Source organism: Mycobacterium attenuatum (assembly GCF_900566085.1).
GTDB classification, from domain to species: domain Bacteria; phylum Actinomycetota; class Actinomycetes; order Mycobacteriales; family Mycobacteriaceae; genus Mycobacterium; species Mycobacterium attenuatum.
The window spans coordinates 11,867-30,631 of the sequence record NZ_UPHT01000086.1; the positions used below are offsets into that span (position 1 = coordinate 11,867).

The 18,765-nt window shown below is 65.5% G+C and carries 15 protein-coding genes, 1 pseudogene and 2 riboswitches; of the genes and pseudogenes, 11 read left to right on the forward strand and 5 right to left on the reverse strand.

What is annotated here, in order from left to right; translation table 11 throughout:
* The first annotated feature begins 84 nt into the window (after window positions 1–84).
* From EET13_RS14310 to gcvP, 10 genes are all read left to right on the forward strand, one after another.
* Window positions 85–714, forward strand: coding sequence for a CDP-alcohol phosphatidyltransferase family protein (locus EET13_RS14310; RefSeq protein WP_122442916.1), 630 nt, complete (start codon window positions 85–87; stop codon window positions 712–714).
* Entirely contained in the window at window positions 707–1,630 is a 924-nt protein-coding gene (locus tag EET13_RS14315; protein WP_122442917.1) for a DUF881 domain-containing protein, read from the forward strand. The genes EET13_RS14310 and EET13_RS14315 overlap by 8 nt, the downstream gene beginning before the upstream one ends.
* A 61-nt stretch (window positions 1,631–1,691) precedes the next feature.
* Window positions 1,692–2,024 carry a small basic family protein gene (locus EET13_RS14320; protein ID WP_122442948.1) on the forward strand — a complete coding sequence of 111 codons (333 nt, stop codon included), beginning with the start codon at window positions 1,692–1,694 and terminating at the stop codon, window positions 2,022–2,024.
* Window positions 2,025–2,052: 28 nt separating this feature from the next.
* Entirely contained in the window at window positions 2,053–2,934 is an 882-nt protein-coding gene (locus EET13_RS14325; protein WP_122442918.1) for a DUF881 domain-containing protein, read from the forward strand.
* Between the two features lie 23 nt (window positions 2,935–2,957).
* The gene (gene gcvH, locus EET13_RS14330; protein WP_122442919.1) at window positions 2,958–3,356 is read left to right on the forward strand and encodes a glycine cleavage system protein GcvH; all 399 of its coding nucleotides are present in this window, start codon (window positions 2,958–2,960) and stop codon (window positions 3,354–3,356) included.
* 372 nt (window positions 3,357–3,728) lie between these two features.
* Window positions 3,729–4,208, forward strand: coding sequence for a glycogen accumulation regulator GarA (garA, locus tag EET13_RS14335; protein ID WP_371687230.1), 480 nt, complete (start codon window positions 3,729–3,731; stop codon window positions 4,206–4,208).
* On the forward strand, window positions 4,205–4,960 hold the full coding sequence (gene ftsR / locus EET13_RS14340; protein WP_122442920.1) for a transcriptional regulator FtsR: 756 nt from the start codon (window positions 4,205–4,207) through the stop codon (window positions 4,958–4,960). The genes garA and ftsR overlap by 4 nt, the downstream gene beginning before the upstream one ends.
* Window positions 4,961–5,032: 72 nt before the next feature.
* Entirely contained in the window at window positions 5,033–5,527 is a 495-nt protein-coding gene (locus EET13_RS14345) for a bifunctional nuclease family protein (protein ID WP_122442921.1), read from the forward strand.
* 356 nt (window positions 5,528–5,883) lie between these two features.
* Window positions 5,884–6,510 carry a MerR family transcriptional regulator gene (locus tag EET13_RS14350; protein ID WP_211186432.1) on the forward strand — a complete coding sequence of 209 codons (627 nt, stop codon included), beginning with the start codon at window positions 5,884–5,886 and terminating at the stop codon, window positions 6,508–6,510.
* Window positions 6,511–6,585: 75 nt separating this feature from the next.
* Window positions 6,586–6,683, forward strand: a riboswitch (glycine riboswitch).
* Window positions 6,684–6,805, forward strand: a riboswitch (glycine riboswitch).
* A gap of 30 nt (window positions 6,806–6,835) precedes the next feature.
* Complete coding sequence (gene gcvP, locus EET13_RS14355) at window positions 6,836–9,697, forward strand: aminomethyl-transferring glycine dehydrogenase (RefSeq protein WP_122442923.1); 2,862 nt, start codon at window positions 6,836–6,838, stop codon at window positions 9,695–9,697.
* A gap of 4 nt (window positions 9,698–9,701) precedes the next feature.
* Here the strand turns inward: gcvP and EET13_RS14360 are convergent, their stop codons facing one another.
* Window positions 9,702–10,562, reverse strand: a complete 861-nt coding sequence (locus EET13_RS14360; RefSeq protein WP_122442924.1) for a haloalkane dehalogenase — start codon at window positions 10,560–10,562, stop codon at window positions 9,702–9,704.
* Window positions 10,563–10,600: 38 nt separating this feature from the next.
* Between EET13_RS14360 and EET13_RS14365 the strand changes: the two genes are divergently transcribed.
* Complete coding sequence (locus tag EET13_RS14365) at window positions 10,601–11,473, forward strand: alpha/beta fold hydrolase (protein WP_122442925.1); 873 nt, start codon at window positions 10,601–10,603, stop codon at window positions 11,471–11,473.
* Here EET13_RS14365 and EET13_RS14370 read toward each other — a convergent pair.
* The 4 genes and pseudogenes from EET13_RS14370 to EET13_RS14385 form a co-directional block, all read right to left on the reverse strand.
* Window positions 11,465–13,603, reverse strand: a complete 2,139-nt coding sequence (locus tag EET13_RS14370) for a substrate-binding domain-containing protein (RefSeq protein ID WP_122442926.1) — start codon at window positions 13,601–13,603, stop codon at window positions 11,465–11,467. The genes EET13_RS14365 and EET13_RS14370 overlap by 9 nt on opposite strands.
* Before the next feature lie 65 nt (window positions 13,604–13,668).
* Window positions 13,669–15,892, reverse strand: a pseudogene (locus EET13_RS14375) (malate synthase G); the annotation flags it as partial.
* Between the two features lie 282 nt (window positions 15,893–16,174).
* On the reverse strand, window positions 16,175–17,224 hold the full coding sequence (locus EET13_RS14380; RefSeq protein ID WP_122442928.1) for a hemolysin family protein: 1,050 nt from the start codon (window positions 17,222–17,224) through the stop codon (window positions 16,175–16,177).
* Complete coding sequence (locus EET13_RS14385) at window positions 17,221–18,603, reverse strand: hemolysin family protein (protein WP_122442949.1); 1,383 nt, start codon at window positions 18,601–18,603, stop codon at window positions 17,221–17,223. The genes EET13_RS14380 and EET13_RS14385 overlap by 4 nt, the downstream gene beginning before the upstream one ends.
* Window positions 18,604–18,765: the final 162 nt, after the last annotated feature.

Consider the following 18,765-nt stretch of genomic DNA (forward strand, 5'->3'; position numbering starts at 1 on the left):
AAGTCGCCGGGCTAAGCCCAACCGCCCGCCTCCTCCCCGGTCCGCCGTGCGGACCGTATCGTCGCCGGGCTAAGGTCACGGCTCATGGAGCCGGTACTCACCCACAGTCGGGTGCTGACGGTACCTAACGTGCTGAGCGTCATCCGCCTGGCGCTGATTCCGATGTTCGTCTACGTCATGCTGGTCGCGCACATCCATGGCTGGGCGGTGGCGATCTTGATGTTCAGCGGCGCGTCGGATTGGGCGGACGGCAAGATCGCCCGGCTGCTCAACCAGTCGTCGCGGCTGGGCGTGCTCCTGGACCCGGCCGTCGACCGGCTTTACATGGTGACCGTCCCCGTCGTGTTGGCGCTGAGCGGGATCGTGCCGTGGTGGTTTGTGATCACCTTGCTGGCGCGTGACGCCGCCCTGGCCGCGACATTGCCTCTGCTGTTTAGCCGCGGACTATCAGCCCTGCCGGTCACCTACATCGGCAAGGCGGCAACTTTCGCCCTGATGGCCGGATTTCCGGTGCTGTTGCTGGGGCAGTGGAACGCTCTGTGGAGCCGGGTACTCGGGGCCTGCGGCTGGGCATTTCTGATCTGGGGTATGTATGCGTACCTGTGGGCGTTTGTGCTGTATGTAGTGCAGATGTCGATGGTGGTCCGACGGATGCCCAAGCTCAGGCATCGGGCATCTCAACCGGTCGTCAGGAAAGCGGGCGGGCATGGCTGACGTTGACCGGCTGTTGGGCGGTTATGACCCCAACGCCGGCTACAGCGCACACGCGGCTTCCCGGCCCAAACGCAACCCGGTTCCGTCGCTGCTTCGCGCGCTGCTGTCCGAACATCTCGACCCCGGTTACGCTGCGGCCGCCGCCAAACGCGAGCGCTCCGGTGCATCGCAACAGGGGCGTGCCCGCGTGTTCGGTTGGCTGTGGCAGGCGCTGGCCGCGACGCTGGTCGCAGCGGTATTCGCGGCCGCGGTGGCACAGGCCCGCTCGGTCGAGCCCGGCGTGCGGGCGGCCCAGCAGCTGCTTGTCGCAAATGTGCGGTCAACTCAGGCCGCCGCGTCCAGGTTGGCCCAACGGCGCAGCGCACTCTCGGCGAAAGTCGATGACGTGCAACGGCTAGCGCTGGCCGACGACGCCGAGGGACAGCGGCTGCTCACGCGTCTCGACGCGCTGAACCTGGCGGCGGCCAGCACACCGGTGATTGGCCCGGGTTTGACCGTGACAGTGACCGACCCGGGGGTGGGACCCAACCTCTCCGATGCCTCCAAACAGCGGGTCAGCGGAAGCCAGCAAATCATTTTGGACCGCGATCTGCAGCTGGTCGTCAACTCCCTGTGGGCCAGTGGCGCGGAGGCCGTCTCGGTCGACGGCGCCCGGATCGGGCCGAATGTGACCATTCGGCAGGCCGGCGGGGCGATCCTCGTCGACAACAACCCCACCAGCAGCCCCTACACGATCCTTGCGGTTGGACCGCCACATGCAATGCAAGATGTCTTCGACCGCAGTCCCGGTCTGCGTCGCCTTCGGCTGCTGGAAGTCTCCTACGGCGTCGGCGTCAGCGTGAACGCCGCCGACGGTCTGGCGCTGCCGGCCGGCGCTAGCCGGGACGTCAAGTTCGCCAAGCAGATTGGGCCCTAGTGAGAGAACTTTTGGTGAAAGTGGCTGCTCTTGCAACGACGTGGACGGGACTGCGGCGGGCATGATCGGTATCGCAGCCCTTGCCGTTGGCATCGTGCTGGGACTGGTCTTCCACCCCAGCGTGCCCGAGGTGATCCAGCCATACCTGCCAATCGCGGTGGTCGCCGCGCTCGACGCCGTGTTCGGCGGGTTGCGCGCCTACCTCGAGCGGATCTTCGACCCGAAGGTCTTCGTGGTGTCGTTCGTGTTCAATGTCTTGGTCGCCGGGCTGATTGTCTATGTGGGCGATCAACTGGGCGTCGGCACCCAGTTGTCCACGGCGATCATCGTGGTGCTGGGAATCCGCATCTTCGGAAATACCGCTGCGCTGCGGCGCCGGCTGTTCGGAGCATGACGGTGGTCGTGACGGTGATGAGGTCAACGTGAGCCAGGATCTTCCCGACCAGACCGAAGACGAAAGCTGTGGCATCACAACCGGGCGCGGTCATTCCAAGGCCGACCGGAACGCCCATGAAGCTGCGCGGCGCGGCCGCCATGAACTTCCCGCCGACCGTCCGCGCCCTGAGATCGGGCCGGTGCGCCGGACCGGACTATCCGCGATGGTGCGCGGTACCCGCTCGCGAATGTTGTTCGGCGCGTTGGCAATTGTGTTGTGCCTGGTGCTGGGTGTCGCCATCGTCACTCAGGTCCGCCAGACTGAGTCCGGTGATTCGCTGGACACGGCTCGCCCCGCAGATCTGTTGGTCCTGCTCGATTCGTTGCGGCAACGCGAGGCCACCCTCAACACGGAGGTGGCCGACCTGCAGAACACTCTCAACGCATTGCAGGCCTCGGGCAACAACGACCAAGCCGCCATCGAAAGCGCGCAGGCCAGATTGGCCGCGCTGTCGATCCTGGTGGGCGCGGTGGGCGCGACCGGGCCCGGTGTCACGGTGCGTATCGACGATCCCGGTCCGGGAGTGGCCCCGGACGCGATGCTCGACGTGATCAACGAGCTGCGTGCTGCCGGAGCCGAGGCGATCCAGATCAGCGACGCGCACCAGTCGGTGCGGGTCGGAGTTGATACCTGGGTCGTCGGTTCGCCCGGCGCGCTGACTATCGATACCAAAGCGCTGTCTCCGCCCTATTCGGTTCTGGCGATTGGCGATCCGCCGACGCTGGCCGCGGCGATGAACATTCCCGGCGGTGCGGTGGACAGCATCAAACGCGTCGGCGGACGCATGTCGGTGCAACAGTCCGACCGAGTGGATGTGACCGCCTTGCGACAACCGAAACCGCACCAATACGCTCAGCCCGTCAAATAAGCGCCGACCAGAACAGGAATACCGTGAGCGATATCCCACCCGATCTGCACTACACCGCCGAACACGAGTGGGTCCGCCGCACCGCGGATGACACCGTGCGGGTCGGGATCACCGACTTCGCGCAGTCCGCGCTGGGCGACGTCGTCTTCGTTCAATTGCCCGCGGTTGGGGATGAGGTGACCGCGGGAGAATCCTTCGGCGAGGTGGAGTCGACGAAATCGGTGTCGGACCTCTACGCGCCGGTATCCGGCAAGGTCGCCGCGGTCAACAGCGAGCTGGAAGGCACGCCGCAATTGGTGAACTCAGACCCGTACGGCGACGGCTGGCTATTGGACCTCCAGGTCGACAGCCCGGCTGCCGTGGAATCAGCCTTGGCGGCCCTCCTCGATGCCGAGGCCTACCGCGGCACCGTTTCGGAATGACGGTTGCTAAGGTCCGTGCCAGTGTTTGCGCCCGGAATGCGGACGGAGCAAGGGGCCCAACAGAAGGCCTAACCCAAGGCCCCGGAAGTTCTAGGAGAAGGCTCCGGAAGTTCTAGGAGAAGGCACGGTGTCGGGCTTACGATCCTGCAGTGGTGAGCACGTCGCCGCCGCGAGGCCGACATACGCGGGGTACGGTCGAGACATCAGCGTCAGACGGCGTTACAAGTCACGAGAAGCACTACGAAAAGCACTACGAAAAGCACTACGAAAAGCAACAAAGGTAATGCAGGCGGTAAATCCAAGGGAGGCACCGGCCGATCGGCCCGGTCAGACAACGCCACAGCGGCCAGTGAGGAGCAGCGGGTGACGGACATGGACGCAGAACGAGAGCAGGACCAGACATCTGACGAAGTCACCGTGGAGACGACCTCCGTCTTCCGCGCCGACTTCCTCAGCGAACTGGACGCTCCCGCACAGGCGGGAACCGAGAGCGCGGTATCAGGGGTAGAAGGCCTCCCGGCGGGCTCGGCGTTGCTGGTCGTCAAACGGGGACCCAATGCGGGGTCGCGCTTTCTTCTCGACCAGCCCATCACATCCGCCGGCCGGCATCCCGACAGCGACATCTTTCTCGATGACGTGACGGTGAGTCGTCGCCACGCCGAATTCCGGTTGGAAGGCAACGAGTTCAGCGTCGTCGACGTCGGCAGCCTCAACGGCACTTACGTCAACCGTGAACCGGTCGATTCGGCTGTGTTGGCAAACGGCGACGAAGTTCAGATCGGAAAGTTCCGCTTGGTCTTCTTGACCGGGCCCAAGCAAGGTGACGACGACGGGGGCGCCGGAAGCCGGTGAGCGCACCCGATAGCCCCGCGCTGGCCGGGATGTCGATCGGCGCAGTCTTGGAGCTGCTGCGACCGGATTTTCCCGACGTCACGATCTCCAAGATTCGCTTTCTGGAGGCCGAGGGGCTGGTGACGCCGCAGCGCGCCGCATCGGGTTACCGAAGGTTCACCGCGTATGACTGTGCACGGCTGCGCTTCATCCTGACCGCTCAGCGCGATCATTATCTGCCGCTGAAGGTGATCAGGGCGCAGTTGGACGCTCAGCCCGATGGCGAGCTACCACCGTTCGGATCCCCTTATGGCACACCGCGTTTGGTCTCGGTAGCCGACAACGGTGCCGCCGGCGCGGGCTCCGACGCTGGATCGGCCGCCGCGGCGGTGTCACCGCCGCGCATTCGGCTCGGCCGCGACGATCTCCTGCAGCGCTCCGGGGTTGACGACGACCTGCTGACGGCTCTGCTGAAAGCCGGAGTGATCAAGACCGGCCCGGGCGGCTTCTTCGACGAGCACGCCGTGGTCATCCTGCAATGTGCGCACGCACTCGCTGAATACGGAGTGGAGCCGAGGCACCTGCGTGCGTTTCGCTCCGCGGCCGATCGTCAGTCGGACCTGATCGCGCAGATCGCGGGCCCGTTGGTCAAGGCGGACAAGGCTGGAGCCCGTGACCGCGCCGACGACTTGGCCCGAGAGGTCGCCGCCCTCGCCATCACTTTGCACACCTCGTTGATCAAGTCCGCGGTACGCGACGTTCTGCATCGCTGAGGATTAGACTTTCTCTGACAGCTTGGCGTCGCGCTGAGTCAGATAGTCGGCAAGTGCGGAGGGCAGACACAGATGGGTGAAGTTCGTGTTGTCGGCATTCGCGTCGAGCAACCGCAAAATCAGCCGGTGCTGCTACTGCGCGAGGCCAACGGTGACCGCTACCTGCCGATCTGGATCGGCCAGTCTGAGGCGGCCGCCATTGCGCTCGAGCAGCAAGGAGTGGAGCCACCCCGGCCGCTGACGCATGACCTGATCCGCGATGTCATTGCCGCACTTGGGCATTCACTCAAGGAAGTGCGTATCGTCGATCTGCACGAAGGCACGTTTTACGCCGATCTGATCTTCGATCGCGATATCAAGGTTTCGGCTCGTCCGTCCGACTCGGTGGCGATCGCACTGCGGGTCGGGGTCCCGATCTACGTCGAGGAGGCCGTGCTGGCCCAGGCCGGGCTGCTGATCCCCGACGAGAGCGACGAGGAAGCCAGTAGTGCGGTCCGTGAGGACGAGGTAGAGAAGTTCAAAGAGTTCCTCGACAGCGTGTCACCCGACGACTTCAAGGCGACCTAGCTTGCGATGCTTGTCGGTCGCTGCGGCGACGCGTTGGGCCACCTGCCGAGAAGGCGGGTATGCCACGGCCGTCCGGATGTATCGCCGACAATCCATGGCACCGGCCACCTGCTGGTTGAGTCAGCTACGTCACGGACGGGTCTCATCTCACGTAACGGGGGCTCGACACGCCTGGCGGATGGCGCGCTGCGAGACAGCCAACCGCCATACTTTGATGACGACTTGATGATTCAACTGGCGCACCGAAACAGTCCAACAGCGTATGCTCACAAGCACTCGGACCTGAGCAAACATGGTTGCCGAAGCAGCCAATGACGCAGCTAGTGACAACAGCGCGATCGGCGAGAGGAAGCACCGTGGGCGAACAGCCACGTCAAGAACAGCTGGATCTTGCAGACCACGCGACCACCACGGCCCCGGGTTCCCACGGCGGCGCGACCGAACCCGTTCAGCCGGGGCTGTTCCCCGACGATTCGGTGCCCGACGAGCTGGTCGGCTACCGCGGACCGAGCGCGTGTCAAATCGCCGGCATTACCTACCGCCAACTCGACTATTGGGCGCGCACATCGCTGGTTGTTCCCTCGATCCGCAGTGCGGCGGGTTCGGGCAGCCAGCGGCTCTACTCGTTCAAGGACATTCTCGTTCTCAAGATCGTCAAGCGGTTGCTCGACACCGGCATCTCGCTGCACAACATCCGGGTTGCCGTCGACCACCTGCGTCAGCGCGGTGTCCAAGATCTGGCCAACATCACGTTGTTCTCCGACGGTACAACGGTGTACGAATGCACCTCGGCTGAGGAAGTCGTCGACCTTCTCCAAGGCGGCCAGGGCGTGTTCGGCATCGCGGTCTCGGGCGCGATGCGAGAGCTAACTGGCGTCATCGCCGAATTCCATGGTGAGCGCGCCGACGGGGGCGAGTCGATTGCCGCCCCGGAAGACGAGCTCGCTTCGCGCCGCAAGCAGCGCGATCGCAAGATCGGTTAACTGCGAGAGTACGTTCACTCCCGGTGTGCGCTGACGCGGCGGTGATCGACGGGCCGGGTAAACTAGGCTTCGCATCGCTCTCGCGCGGGAGAGTTCCGTGGCCGCCAGCTACGGACGCCGAAGGAGCAACACCTCTCCGTCAACCTCTCAGGCACCCGGACCGCGCCGGACAACGATGCCTCTGGAAAGCGGTGACGACCCTCGGGTCCTCGCCCGCCGATGGGGAAAGGCGCCCTGACCGGTAGCGCCGAATCTCTCAGGCGCCTGGTGCACGGGTGAAGACAGAGGGAGAGGGCCGCTAGCCCCTTGCCCTTCAGGAGTCACCGTGTCTGACCACTCAACGTTCGCCGACCGCCACATAGGACTGGACCACGACGCCGTCACGACCATGCTGTCGATCATCGGTGTCGACACACTCGACAAGTTGGCAGCCAAAGCGGTTCCCGCGGGCATCCTCGACACTCTGACCGATGCCGGCACCGCCCCGGGCCTAGACCGACTGCCACTGGCAGCCAGCGAGGCCGAGGCGCTGGTTGAGCTGCGGGCACTGGCTGACGCCAACACCGTCGCAGTGTCGATGATCGGACAGGGTTACTACGACACGTTCACCCCGCCCGTGCTGCTGCGCAACATCATGGAAAACCCGGCCTGGTACACCGCCTATACGCCGTACCAGCCCGAGATCAGTCAGGGTCGCCTGGAAGCGCTGCTCAATTTCCAGACGATGGTCACCGACCTCACCGGCCTCGAGGTGGCCAACGCGTCGATGCTCGACGAGGGCACCGCGGCCGCCGAAGCCATGACACTGATGCACCGTGCCACCCGCAGCCGGTCGAACCTGCTGGTCGTCGATGTCGATGTGTTCCCGCAAACCGCGGCGGTGTTGGCCACCCGTGCCAAGCCGTTGGGCATCGAGATCGTCACTGCCGATCTGCGCAACGGTCTTCCAGAAGCGCCGACCGACGGTGAGTTCTTCGGCGTCATCACCCAGCTGCCCGGGGCCAGCGGCCGGATCACCGACTGGACCGCTTTAGTTGAGCAGGCCCACGACCATGGCGCGCTGGTGGCCGTCGGCGCCGACCTGCTGGCGCTGACGCTGATCACCCCGCCCGGTGAGATCGGCGCCGACGTCGCCTTCGGAACCACTCAACGTTTCGGCGTGCCAATGGGATTCGGCGGCCCGCATGCGGGGTATCTGTCGGTGCACGCCAAGCACGCCCGTCAATTGCCCGGCCGGCTAGTGGGGGTGTCCGTCGACAGTGACGGTAATCGGGCCTATCGGCTGGCGTTGCAGACCCGCGAGCAGCACATCCGCCGGGACAAGGCGACCAGCAATATCTGCACCGCGCAGGTGCTGCTGGCGGTGATGGCCGCGATGTACGCCAGCTATCACGGCGCCGAGGGGCTGACCGCCATCGCGCGGCGGGTGCATGCCCACGCCGAAATCATCGGCGGTGCCCTAGGCGATGCGCTGGTGCACGACCGGTTTTTCGACACCGTGCTGGCCCGTGTGCCGGGACGCGCGGACGAGGTGCTGGCCGCGACCAAATCCAGCGGCATCAACGTGTGGCGGGTAGATGCTGACCACGTGTCGGTGGCCTGCGACGAAACCACCACCGACGCTCATGTTGCGGCGGTTCTGCAGGCGTTCGGCAGCGCTTCGACCGTGTCGGCCAGCAGGCCGGCCATCGAACCGGTGCGCTCCGATATCGCGACCCGAACATCGGCGTTCCTGACACATTCGGCGTTCACGCAATACCACACCGAAACGACGATGATGCGTTACCTGCGCACGCTCGCGGATAAGGATATTGCGTTGGACCGCAGCATGATTCCGCTGGGCTCATGCACCATGAAACTCAATGCCGCCGCCGAGATGGAGTCGATCACCTGGCCGGAGTTCGGGCGCCTGCATCCGTTTGCGCCAGCATCGGACACGCCCGGGTTACGCCGGCTGATCGCCGATCTGGAGGGCTGGCTGATCGCAATCACCGGCTACGACGCGGTCTCGCTGCAACCCAACGCAGGCTCGCAGGGCGAGTACGCCGGTCTGCTGGCGATTCACGACTACCACGCCAGCCGGGGCGAATCACACCGCGACATCTGCCTGATCCCGTCCAGCGCGCACGGCACCAACGCCGCGTCGGCCGCGCTGGCGGGAATGAAGGTCGTCGTGGTGGGCTGTCACGATAACGGTGACGTCGACCTCGACGATCTGCGGGCCAAAGTGAGCGACCATGCCGACCGGCTGGCGGCCTTGATGATCACCTACCCGTCCACCCACGGTGTCTACGAGCACGACATCGCCGACATCTGTGCGGCGGTGCACGACGCCGGCGGCCAGGTATATGTCGACGGGGCGAATCTCAACGCCCTGGTTGGCCTGGCCCGGCCCGGCAAGTTCGGCGGCGACGTCAGCCACCTGAATCTGCACAAGACGTTCTGTATTCCGCACGGCGGCGGCGGTCCGGGGGTCGGGCCGGTTGCGGCGCGCTCGCATCTGGCCCCGTTCCTGCCCGGTCACCCGTATGCCATGGAGCTTCCGCAGGGACATCCGGTGTCGTCGGCGCCCTATGGGTCGGCGTCCATTTTGCCGATCACCTGGGCCTACATCCGGATGATGGGGGCCGAGGGTCTGCGGGCCGCATCGCTGAACGCCATCGCGTCGGCCAACTACATCGCGCGGCGTCTCGACGAGTATTTTCCGGTGCTCTACACCGGCGACAACGGCATGGTCGCCCACGAGTGCATCCTGGACCTGCGCGGCATTACCAAGGCCACGGGCGTCACCGTCGACGACGTCGCAAAACGGCTGGCAGACTATGGTTTTCACGCGCCGACAATGAGCTTCCCGGTGGCCGGAACGCTGATGGTGGAACCGACCGAGAGTGAGAGCCTGGCCGAGGTCGACGCATTCTGCGAAGCCATGATCAGCATCCGCGCTGAGATCGACCGAGTCGGGGCCGGGCAATGGCCCGTCGATGACAATCCGTTGCGGGGCGCTCCGCATACCGCCGAATGCCTGCTGGTTGCCGAGTGGAATCACCCGTATACCCGGGAAGAGGCCGCTTACCCGCTCGGTACCGCGTTCCGGCCCAAAGTCTGGCCGCCGGTGCGCCGCATCGACGGCGCCTACGGCGACCGCAACCTGGTCTGTTCGTGTCCGCCGGTGGAAGCGTTCGCTTGATCCGTCAGCCGAAACGCTCGATGATCGCCGCGGCGATTTCCTCCGGCGCGTCTTCCTGGATGAAATGCTTGGCGCGCGGCAACTCCACGAGGACATGATCGGGGAATGTCGCACGCATCCGCGGCAGGCATGGGCCGGGCCGGAACGCGAAATCTTTCATGCCCCAAACGAGCAGGGCCGGTTTGTCGCCGAGTTTGCCGGGCACGTCGCGAGCCAGCCGGGTCAATAGCGGCCCTGCGGCCAGGATCTCCTTGGGCATTCTGGCGACACCGAGCCGGTCCGCGGGGCCGGCCTGCACGGCCCGGTAATGCTCCATGACCGCGGGACCGAGGCGATGCTCCGTTCCGGCCGGAATCAGTCGCTCCACAAAGAAATTGCGCTGCACAATCGCGTACTGTAGCGGTGGACTGGACATCACCTTGCTGAAGATTTTCATCGTCAGGGTGTCGGCCGGCCAGAACCAAGTGTTGCCCAGCACGATTCCGCGGACTCGCTCGGCACGGTCCACGGCTACCGCCATCCCGATCGGACCGCCCCAGTCCTGACCCATCGTGAGGTAACCGTCCAGACCAAGGTGGTCGACGAAGTCGCCGACCACGCGCGCGTGATCATCGATCCGGTACCCGAATGCCGCGGGGCGTTCCGACAGACCGAAACCGAGATAATCCGGTGCGACACAACGAAACCGGTCCCGCAGGGCCACGATAATGTTGCGGTACAGGAAGCTCCAGGTCGGGTTGCCGTGACACAGCAGCAACGGCGGCCCGTCTCCCTCGTCGACGTAGTGCATCCGCCCATGCGAGCTGTCGAACCAGCGCGAGCGAAACGGATACAGCTGGGGATCGGGAGTGAACTGCCGGCTCATTACGCTCCTTTGGTCGTTCACGATGGTATGTCGGAAGGGTGACATCACCGAGTGTTCGAGAATGGCGCGACGGCGGCCGCTGGCTGCACACCGACGCGGGCAAGGTGTTCCTTCGATCGGGACCGGGCAAGGCGCCGACCGTCCTGCTGCTGCACGGCTATCCGTCCAGCTCATTCGACTTCCGGGAGGTCATTCCATACCTGGCTGGCCAAGCCTGGGTGACACTGGATTTTCTCGGTTTCGGTCTGTCGGACAAGCCTCGCCCGCACGGCTACAGCCTGCTGGAACAGGCCGATCTGGCGCAGGCCGTGGTTGCCAGCACCATCACCGGCCCGGTGGTGGTGCTGGCCCACGATATGGGCACGTCGGTGACCACCGAGCTGCTGGCCCGGGATTTGGAGGGCCGGCTGCCGTTCGATGTGCAGCGCGCAGTGCTGAGCAACGGCAGCGTGATCCTGGAGCGGGCCAGCCTGCGGCCGATTCAGCAGGTTTTGCGCAGCCCGCTGGGTCCCGTCGCGGCCCGATTGGTCACCCGCGGTGGCTTCCAGCTTAGTTTTGGCAGGTTGTTTTCCGCACGGCACCCGTTGTCGGCCGAGGAAGCCGACGCCCAGTGGGAGTTGCTGACCCACCACGGCGGTCATCGGATACCTCACCTGTTGATCAGTTATCTCGACGAGCGGACGCGGTACGCGGCGCGCTGGCATGGCGCCGTGCGTGACTGGCCCAAGCCTTTGGGATTTGTCTGGGGACTTGACGATCCGGTGGCAACGACGAACGTACTCAACGGGTTACGGGACCTGCGCCCCCATGCTGCCGTCGTCGAACTACCCGGCTTGGGCCACTATCCGCAACTTGAGGATCCCCGGGCGTATGCCGAAGCAGCGCTGTCCCTGCTCGTGGACTCAGGTTAGAAAGAGGTTGATAGCGGTCGCCAGCTCCGGGCCGGCCGACGTCGCCAGGTTCTGGTAAGTGCCACCGCTGAGTTGGGCGACCGCCTCCCAGGTCGAGCGGTCCGGGTCAGCACCGAAATCGATGACGTTGACCGCGATCGGTTTGGCGGGGTCGGCGCTGGTGCGGATGAAGTCTTGCAGCCCCGGCCCGTCGAGGGTTTGGTCGGTGTGCGGCCCCCCCGTGATCACCAGGATCGAATTGGCCTGGCCGGCACGGAAGTTGGCCTGGACCTCCTGGTAGATCATGCGCAGTGTGGTGAACGACACGGCACCCCCGCCCGACGAGTACTGCTTGTCGAGCGCGGCCATCAAGGCCGCCGAGCGGGGTTGGCCGTTGACGGGGTCGGAGAGCGGCCCCGTCGGCACCTCGTTGCGACCCTCGTGGCCGTCGAATGTCCACAAGCCGATCACCGCGGCGGGCGGCAGTGCCTTCAATCGGCTTTCGAGTGCTGCGACAACGTTTGCCAGACGGGTCTTACCGCCGTCGTCGATGGGCATCGACTGGTCAAGCATGATTGTCGCGGCCACGCCGATCGACGGTGTGGACATCGTGTCGGCCAGCGTCGCCCGCATGCCATCATCACCGATCGACAGCGCGGCGGGCAGCGCCGCGAAACCTGTGACCGGGCTGCTCGGCGGCTTGACGCCGTTGACCCGGAACCCGGCTTTGGCCAGCTTCGCCAATTGGTCGGGCTTTTGCAGGTAGTGGGCGAATGCGCTGGCCGCGGTAGTCTGCTCCTGCGACAGCCAAGAGCCGCTGAGTAGCACTGCTGGATAGTCGGCCATTGCCACCGGTCCGGGCGGCAGCCAGGAGCTCAACGTCTTCTTAGCGTCCGGCAGCGACTGAGCACGCTGGAACAACTGCTGCTCGGTAGTGACCACCGCGTGCACCGGCGCCGCTGCCGCGTCGCCGGATTTGACCAGCGTGTTCATCGCCTGGGCCAGGGACCCGTCGGCCAACTTGGGCTGCGCTGCCAGTAACGTGCGAACCGCGCCGCTTCCGGCGGTCGGCGGTGCTCCCGCCGGCGCCGACGCGACTGCAATAGCCTCGCCGGCCAGCAATGCGGCGTCCCCGTTGCCGACAACGGGCACCGCCAGGCGCAGCGAGCCCCACGACGGCAGGTTCAAGCTGGCCATCGAGTTCGGATTGGCCTGCAATTCGGGCAGCGCTGCCCAGTTCTGGTTGGACAGCGGCTGCTGAAGTTCGGGGCGGATGGCGAGCAGGACCGGCGAGGTGGCCAGCGAGCGGCTGTCGCTGATGGTTTGCTTACCGGTGGCCGCGGACAGCCGTGCCGCCGAGATGGAGCTGCCAGGGATCCACAGTCCTGGCCGGCCGCCGAGTTCCGATGGCCATTGGCCGATGAAACCGTTGATGACAGCGTCGGAATCGGCGGCTTTGACGGCCACCGCCACACATTTGTCCCCGATCGGGCCGGCCGACGCGTTGTAGCTGTCGGCGAACTCCTTAACCCGCTCGGCGATCGTCGGGTCGGCGATGACGGCGACGGTGTCTTTGCCTCCGACACAGCGCGCAGCGGCAGTGCGCGAGCGGTGATACAACGCGTCACCCAGGAAACGCCAGACGATCACCCCGGCTACCACCACCACGACCGCGACCAGGGCCACGATCACGCCGATGCTCACCCCACGCCATCCGTCAGCGCTGCGGTGGCCGCCGCGCCAATTGCCCACTCCCCGGTGGCCGGCGGTGCGCGATGACGGCGGCGGGGGAGTCGCCGACGGTTCGGGACTCGGCGGCTCATCGAGCGCGGGGTGGGACCCGAAGTCGGGGTAGTCAGCTGCATCGTCCCCCGAGTAGCCAGCGGCATAGTCGTCCGCGTCGGAAGGGCTCTCGTCATCAATCCCGGCGGGGTAGTGGCCCTCATCCGTGAAACCGCCGAGCGGGTAATCTTGGCCGCTGGGCAAATGGGCGTCCGATGGCTCAGTCGACCAGGGATATCCAACCTCTGAATGTCTGCCACCACCCGGGTGGTCAGCTATCTGGTCGTCCCAATCTTGCTGTTCCGCGGCGTATTCGTCAGGCGGTTGATCAGCGGAATCCTCAGGGTCGGGCAAACTGTGCCTACCCATATCGGTCTCAGCGTCCTCTCCGTCGAAGATTGCTCCACATCAGGCAGGAACGAGCCCCGGACTCCATCCACTGGGTCCGGCTCCTCACCGGCGCTGCGCCTTGAGCTCACGACGACGCCGATGCAGGATCGGCTCGGTGTAACCGTTGGGCTGCTGCGCCCCGGACAGAATCAGGTCCTGCGCGGCCAAGAACGCGATGCTGTCATCGAAGTCCGGCGCCATCGGATGGTATGCCGGGTCGCCGGCGTTCTGCTTGTCCACCAATGGCGCCATCCGCTGCAGGCTGGCCCGCACGTCTTCACTGGTGATCACGCCGTGCCGCAACCAGTTGGCCAGCAGCTGACTCGAGATTCGCAGGGTGGCGCGGTCTTCCATGAGGGCCACGTTGTGGATGTCGGGCACCTTCGAGCAACCCACGCCCTGGTCGATCCAGCGCACCACGTAGCCGAGGATGGATTGGCAGTTGTTGTCAAGCTCCTCACGGATCTCCTCGGGCGCCCACGCCAGCTCCTTGGCCAGCGGAATCGCCAGCAGCTGCTCGATGGTGGTGCGGGTCTTGCCCCGCAATTCCTTCTGCACGGCGAACACATCCACTTGGTGGTAATGCATGGCGTGCAGAGTGGCCGCGGTCGGGGAGGGCACCCACGCGGTGGTGGCGCCGGCCTTGGGCTGGGCGATCTTCTGCTCCACCATGTCGGCCATCAGCTCGGTCATGGCCCACATGCCCTTGCCGATCTGCGCTTTACCGGTGAAGCCGGCGGCCAGTCCGATGTCGACGTTGGCGTCCTCATAGGCCTTGATCCAGGTGGTGTTCTTCATCGCACCTTTGCGGATCATCGGACCGGCTTCCATCGACGTGTGAATCTCGTCGCCGGTGCGGTCCAGGAATCCGGTGTTGATGAAGACGACCCGGTCGGCCGCGGCCTTGATACACGCCTTGAGGTTCACGGTGGTGCGCCGCTCCTCGTCCATGATGCCGACCTTCATGGTGCCCTGCGGCAACCCCAGCACGTCTTCCACCCGGCTGAACAGCTCACAAGTGAAGGCCACCTCGGCCGGCCCGTGCATCTTCGGCTTGACGATGTAGATGGAGCCGGTGCGGCTGTTGGTCAAGGGGCCGTTACCTTCTCCGGTTCGCAGCCCATGGATCGCGATCAGGCCCGTGAGCAGGGCATCCATGATCCCTTCGAACACCTCTTTCTCGTCACCCTTCTTGTCGCCATGGCCGTCGCTGACAACGATCGCGTCATTGGTCATCAGGTGCCCGACATTGCGGACGAACAGCAGGCTGCGGCCGGGCAGCGTCAGCTGACCGCCGTCGGGGGTGGTGTAGGTGCGGTCCTCGTTGAGCACACGGGTGAAGGTCTTGCTGTCCTTGGTGACCTCTTCGGCCAGGTCACCCTTGTTGAGGCCGAGCCAGTTGCGGTACCCGAGCACTTTGTCGTCAGCGTCGACAGCGGCCACCGAATCCTCGAAGTCCATGATCGTGGTCACCGCCGATTCCAGGACCACGTCCTTGACGCCCGCGCGGTCGGTGGCGCCGATCGGCGATTGCGGGTCGATCAGGATCTCGATGTGCAGGCCGTGGTTGACCAACAGCACTGAATTCGGGGCCTCGGCCGCGCCGGTATAGCCAGCGAGCTGGCCGGGGTCGGCCAGTCCTGATGAGGAGTCCGACAGGGAAACCACCAATTGGCCGTCTTCCACCCTGAAGCCCGTGGCATCGGCGTACGAGCCCGCGGCCAGCGGCACGCTGTCGTCGAGAAACTTGCGCGCGTAGGCGATCACCTTGTCGCCACGTATCTTGTTGTAGCTGGTGCCTTTTTCGGCCCCATCGCTTTCCGGGATGACGTCGGTGCCGTACAACGCGTCATACAGCGAGCCCCACCGGGCATTGGCTGCATTCAGCGCAAAGCGCGCGTTGAGTACGGGCACCACCAGTTGCGGGCCGGCCGTCGTGGTGATCTCGTCGTCGACGCCTGAGGTGGTGATGGTGAAGTCTTCGGGTTCGGGCAGCAGATATCCGATGTCGGTGAGGAACTGCCGGTATGCCTCGGGGTCCAGCGGTTCGATCACGCGATGCCGATGCCACTTGTCGATCTGGGCCTGCAGCTCGTCTCTGATCCTGAGCAATTCCTGGTTCTGGGGAGTGAGGTCGGTGACCACCTTGTCGACGCCGGCCCAGAAGCTGTCGGGATCGAGATCGGTGCCGGGCAGGGCCTCGTTGTTCACGAAGTCGTAGAGCACTCGAGCGACGCGCAGGTTCCCCGCCGACACGCGGTCTGTCATTGTTCTCCTCCAAAATTGGCCGGCACTCGGCGGTACTTGCCTGTACTCGGGCCCCACTGGCTTGTCACTGGCTACGGCCCTCAGCCTACCGATCAGTAGCTCGACGAGACTATCCGGCCAACCCCAAGAGCAGGTCACGGCGCGCCCAAAGCCGGATCCGCGCACGGCCAGCAGCACCGCCGACCGGGCTCCGGCAACTCATTGTCCGCGCTGCTCAAGACCGGCAGGCGACCCGGCCCGATCATCAGGGACCCCCGCCGCCGTATGGGGCGGCCCGGCTGGTCAGTCCGGGTTTCGCTGGTCGTGCATGGTGCCGACCAGGTCTTCCACCAAATCCTCGAGCGCCACCATCCCAACCACGGCCCCGTCGTCGGAAGTTACCAAAGCCAGGTGACTGTTGCTGCGACGCATCCGCGACAAGGCATCGGCCAGCGGCAGCCTCATGGGAACCTGTGGGAGCGCGCGCACCATGTCCACGGTGATCACGGTGTCGGCGTCGTCGCCCAGTGCCAACACGTCTTTGATGTGCACGTACCCGATGAAGGTGCCGCGATCCACCACCGGGAACCGCGAGAAGCCGGTCTGCGCCAGCGCCAGCTCGACCGCGCCGACCGTCGGGCCCGATCCCGCCGCTGCCACCGGCACAGAGCGAATGTCGGGTACCGGAACAGCGACGTCGGCGACGATGCGGCTGCGGATCCGCAGCGCGCGCGTCAGCCTGGTGTGCTCCTCGGGGTCCAGCAAACCCTCGGATACCGATTCGGCGATCATCTCCGAGAGCTCCACCGTGGAAACTGTGATATCGAGTTCATCCTTGGGCTCCACGCCGAGCGTGCGCAGAATCGCATTGGCGGCCTTGTTGTAAAGGACGATGATCGGTCCCGCGGCACGCACGTAGGGCAGGTACAGAGGGACCAGCAACATCGCCGTGCGTTCCGGGCCGGCCAGAGCGATGTTCTTCGGCACCATCTCGCCGAGTAGCACGTGCAGCGTCACCACAATGGCCAGCGCAACCACGAACGACAGCGTGTGCAGCAGCCGCGGGTGCATTCCGGTCAGCCCGAACGTTGTCTGTAGCAGTTCGGCCATCGCCGGCTCGCCAATGCGCCCGAGTAGCAGCGACGACACCGTGACGCCAAGTTGGGCGCCCGCCAGCATCGACGGGAGCCGTTCGCCGGCCCGGATGACGATGACCGCGCTCGTGCGGCCCTGTTCGGCCAACGCTTCCAGGCGGTCCCGGCGGGCCGAGATCAGCGCGAACTCCGCGCCGACAAAAAACGCGTTGGCGCCGATCAGCAGGACCGCCAACGCCGCCGCCAGCATGGGGTTCATCGGTCGCCCCGCCGTGCGCCGCGCTCGCGGTGCCCACCCGGATGACCGCGCAGTTCGGTCAGCTCGAGCAAGTCGATCCGGCGGCCGTCCATCTGCACCACCTTGGCCCGCCAGCACACCGACTCATCCGGCAGTCGGTCCACATCCCACGCGGGAAGGTCGACCGTTTCGCCGGCCACCGGAATATGTCCGAGCTCGCGCAGCACCAGCCCACCTATCGTCTCGTAGGGCCCCTCCGGCGCGCGATAGCCGGTGGCGATCGCCACCTCGTCGATGCGAAGCAGACCCGACACCCGCCATCCCGTACCGGCCGCGATCACATCGGGTGTCGCGTCGTCGTGCTCATCACGGACATCGCCGACGATCTCTTCGATCAGGTCCTCGAGGGTGACCATGCCCGCGGTGCCGCCGTATTCGTCGACGACCATGACGGTCTGCAACGGGTTGGCACGGATCTCGGCCATCACCGCGTCGCCATCCAGCGTGGACGGCACCACCGCGACCGGCTGGGCGACCGTGGTCAGCCGGGTATGGGGGCGATGGGCAGACGCGACTTCGAACGCCTGCTTGACGTGCACGATGCCCACCGTCTCGTCCAGATCACCGCGAACGACCGGGAAACGCGAGAATCCGGACGCCGCGACGGCCTCGACCATGTCGGCAATGGTGTCGTCGGTCTGCAACGCCACGATTTTCGATCGCGGCGTCATCAGCTCCTCGGCCGTCAGGGCGCCGAACTGCAGTGACCGCCGCATCAGCGAGGCGGTGGCGTCGTCCAGCGAGCCGCGGCGGGCCGAGGCACGCACCAGCGACACCAGCTCCTGCGGCGTGCGAGCCGAGCGCAGTTCCTCGGCCGGCTCGATCCCGAGTTGACGCATGATCCAGTTGGCTGTTCCGTTGGTCAGCCGGATCGCCGGCGTGAACAGCACCGAGAACAACCATTGAGGCAGCACGACGGCGCGTGCGGTGCGCAGCGGCCGGGCTACCGCCAGGTACTTGGGGACCAGTTCGCCGAACACCATCGACAGCGACGTCACCAGCACCAACGCTAAAAACGCGGTGACCGCGTCGGACATCCGGTCGGATATTCCGACCGCGGTCAGCGCCGGATGCGGAAGGTCGGCTACCAGGGGTTCGGTCAGATAACCCGTCACTAGCGTGGTGATCGAGATACCCAACTGCGCACCGGACAGCTGGAATGACAGCCGGCGATGCGCGCGCTGGATGAACCGGTCGCGGGTACCGCCACCGCGGGCGTTCGCATCGACGGTGCTGCGATCCAGCGCGGTCAGCGAGAATTCCGCCGCGACGAACACCGCGGTGCCGAAGGTGAGCACCAAGATGGCGACGATGCTCACGACGGTGCCGGCGAACATCATGGGCGGTCCAGTGGTGGTGAAGTCGCAGCAGCCCATACCGCCATCGGGCACGGACCGCCCCCGAAGCCAACGGCTTCGATGGGTGCCTGCGGCACGTCATCCCTTTCGCTCGATCCTGCAGCGCGACGCTGCCGGACTGAAGTCAACATCGTATCGAAGCCA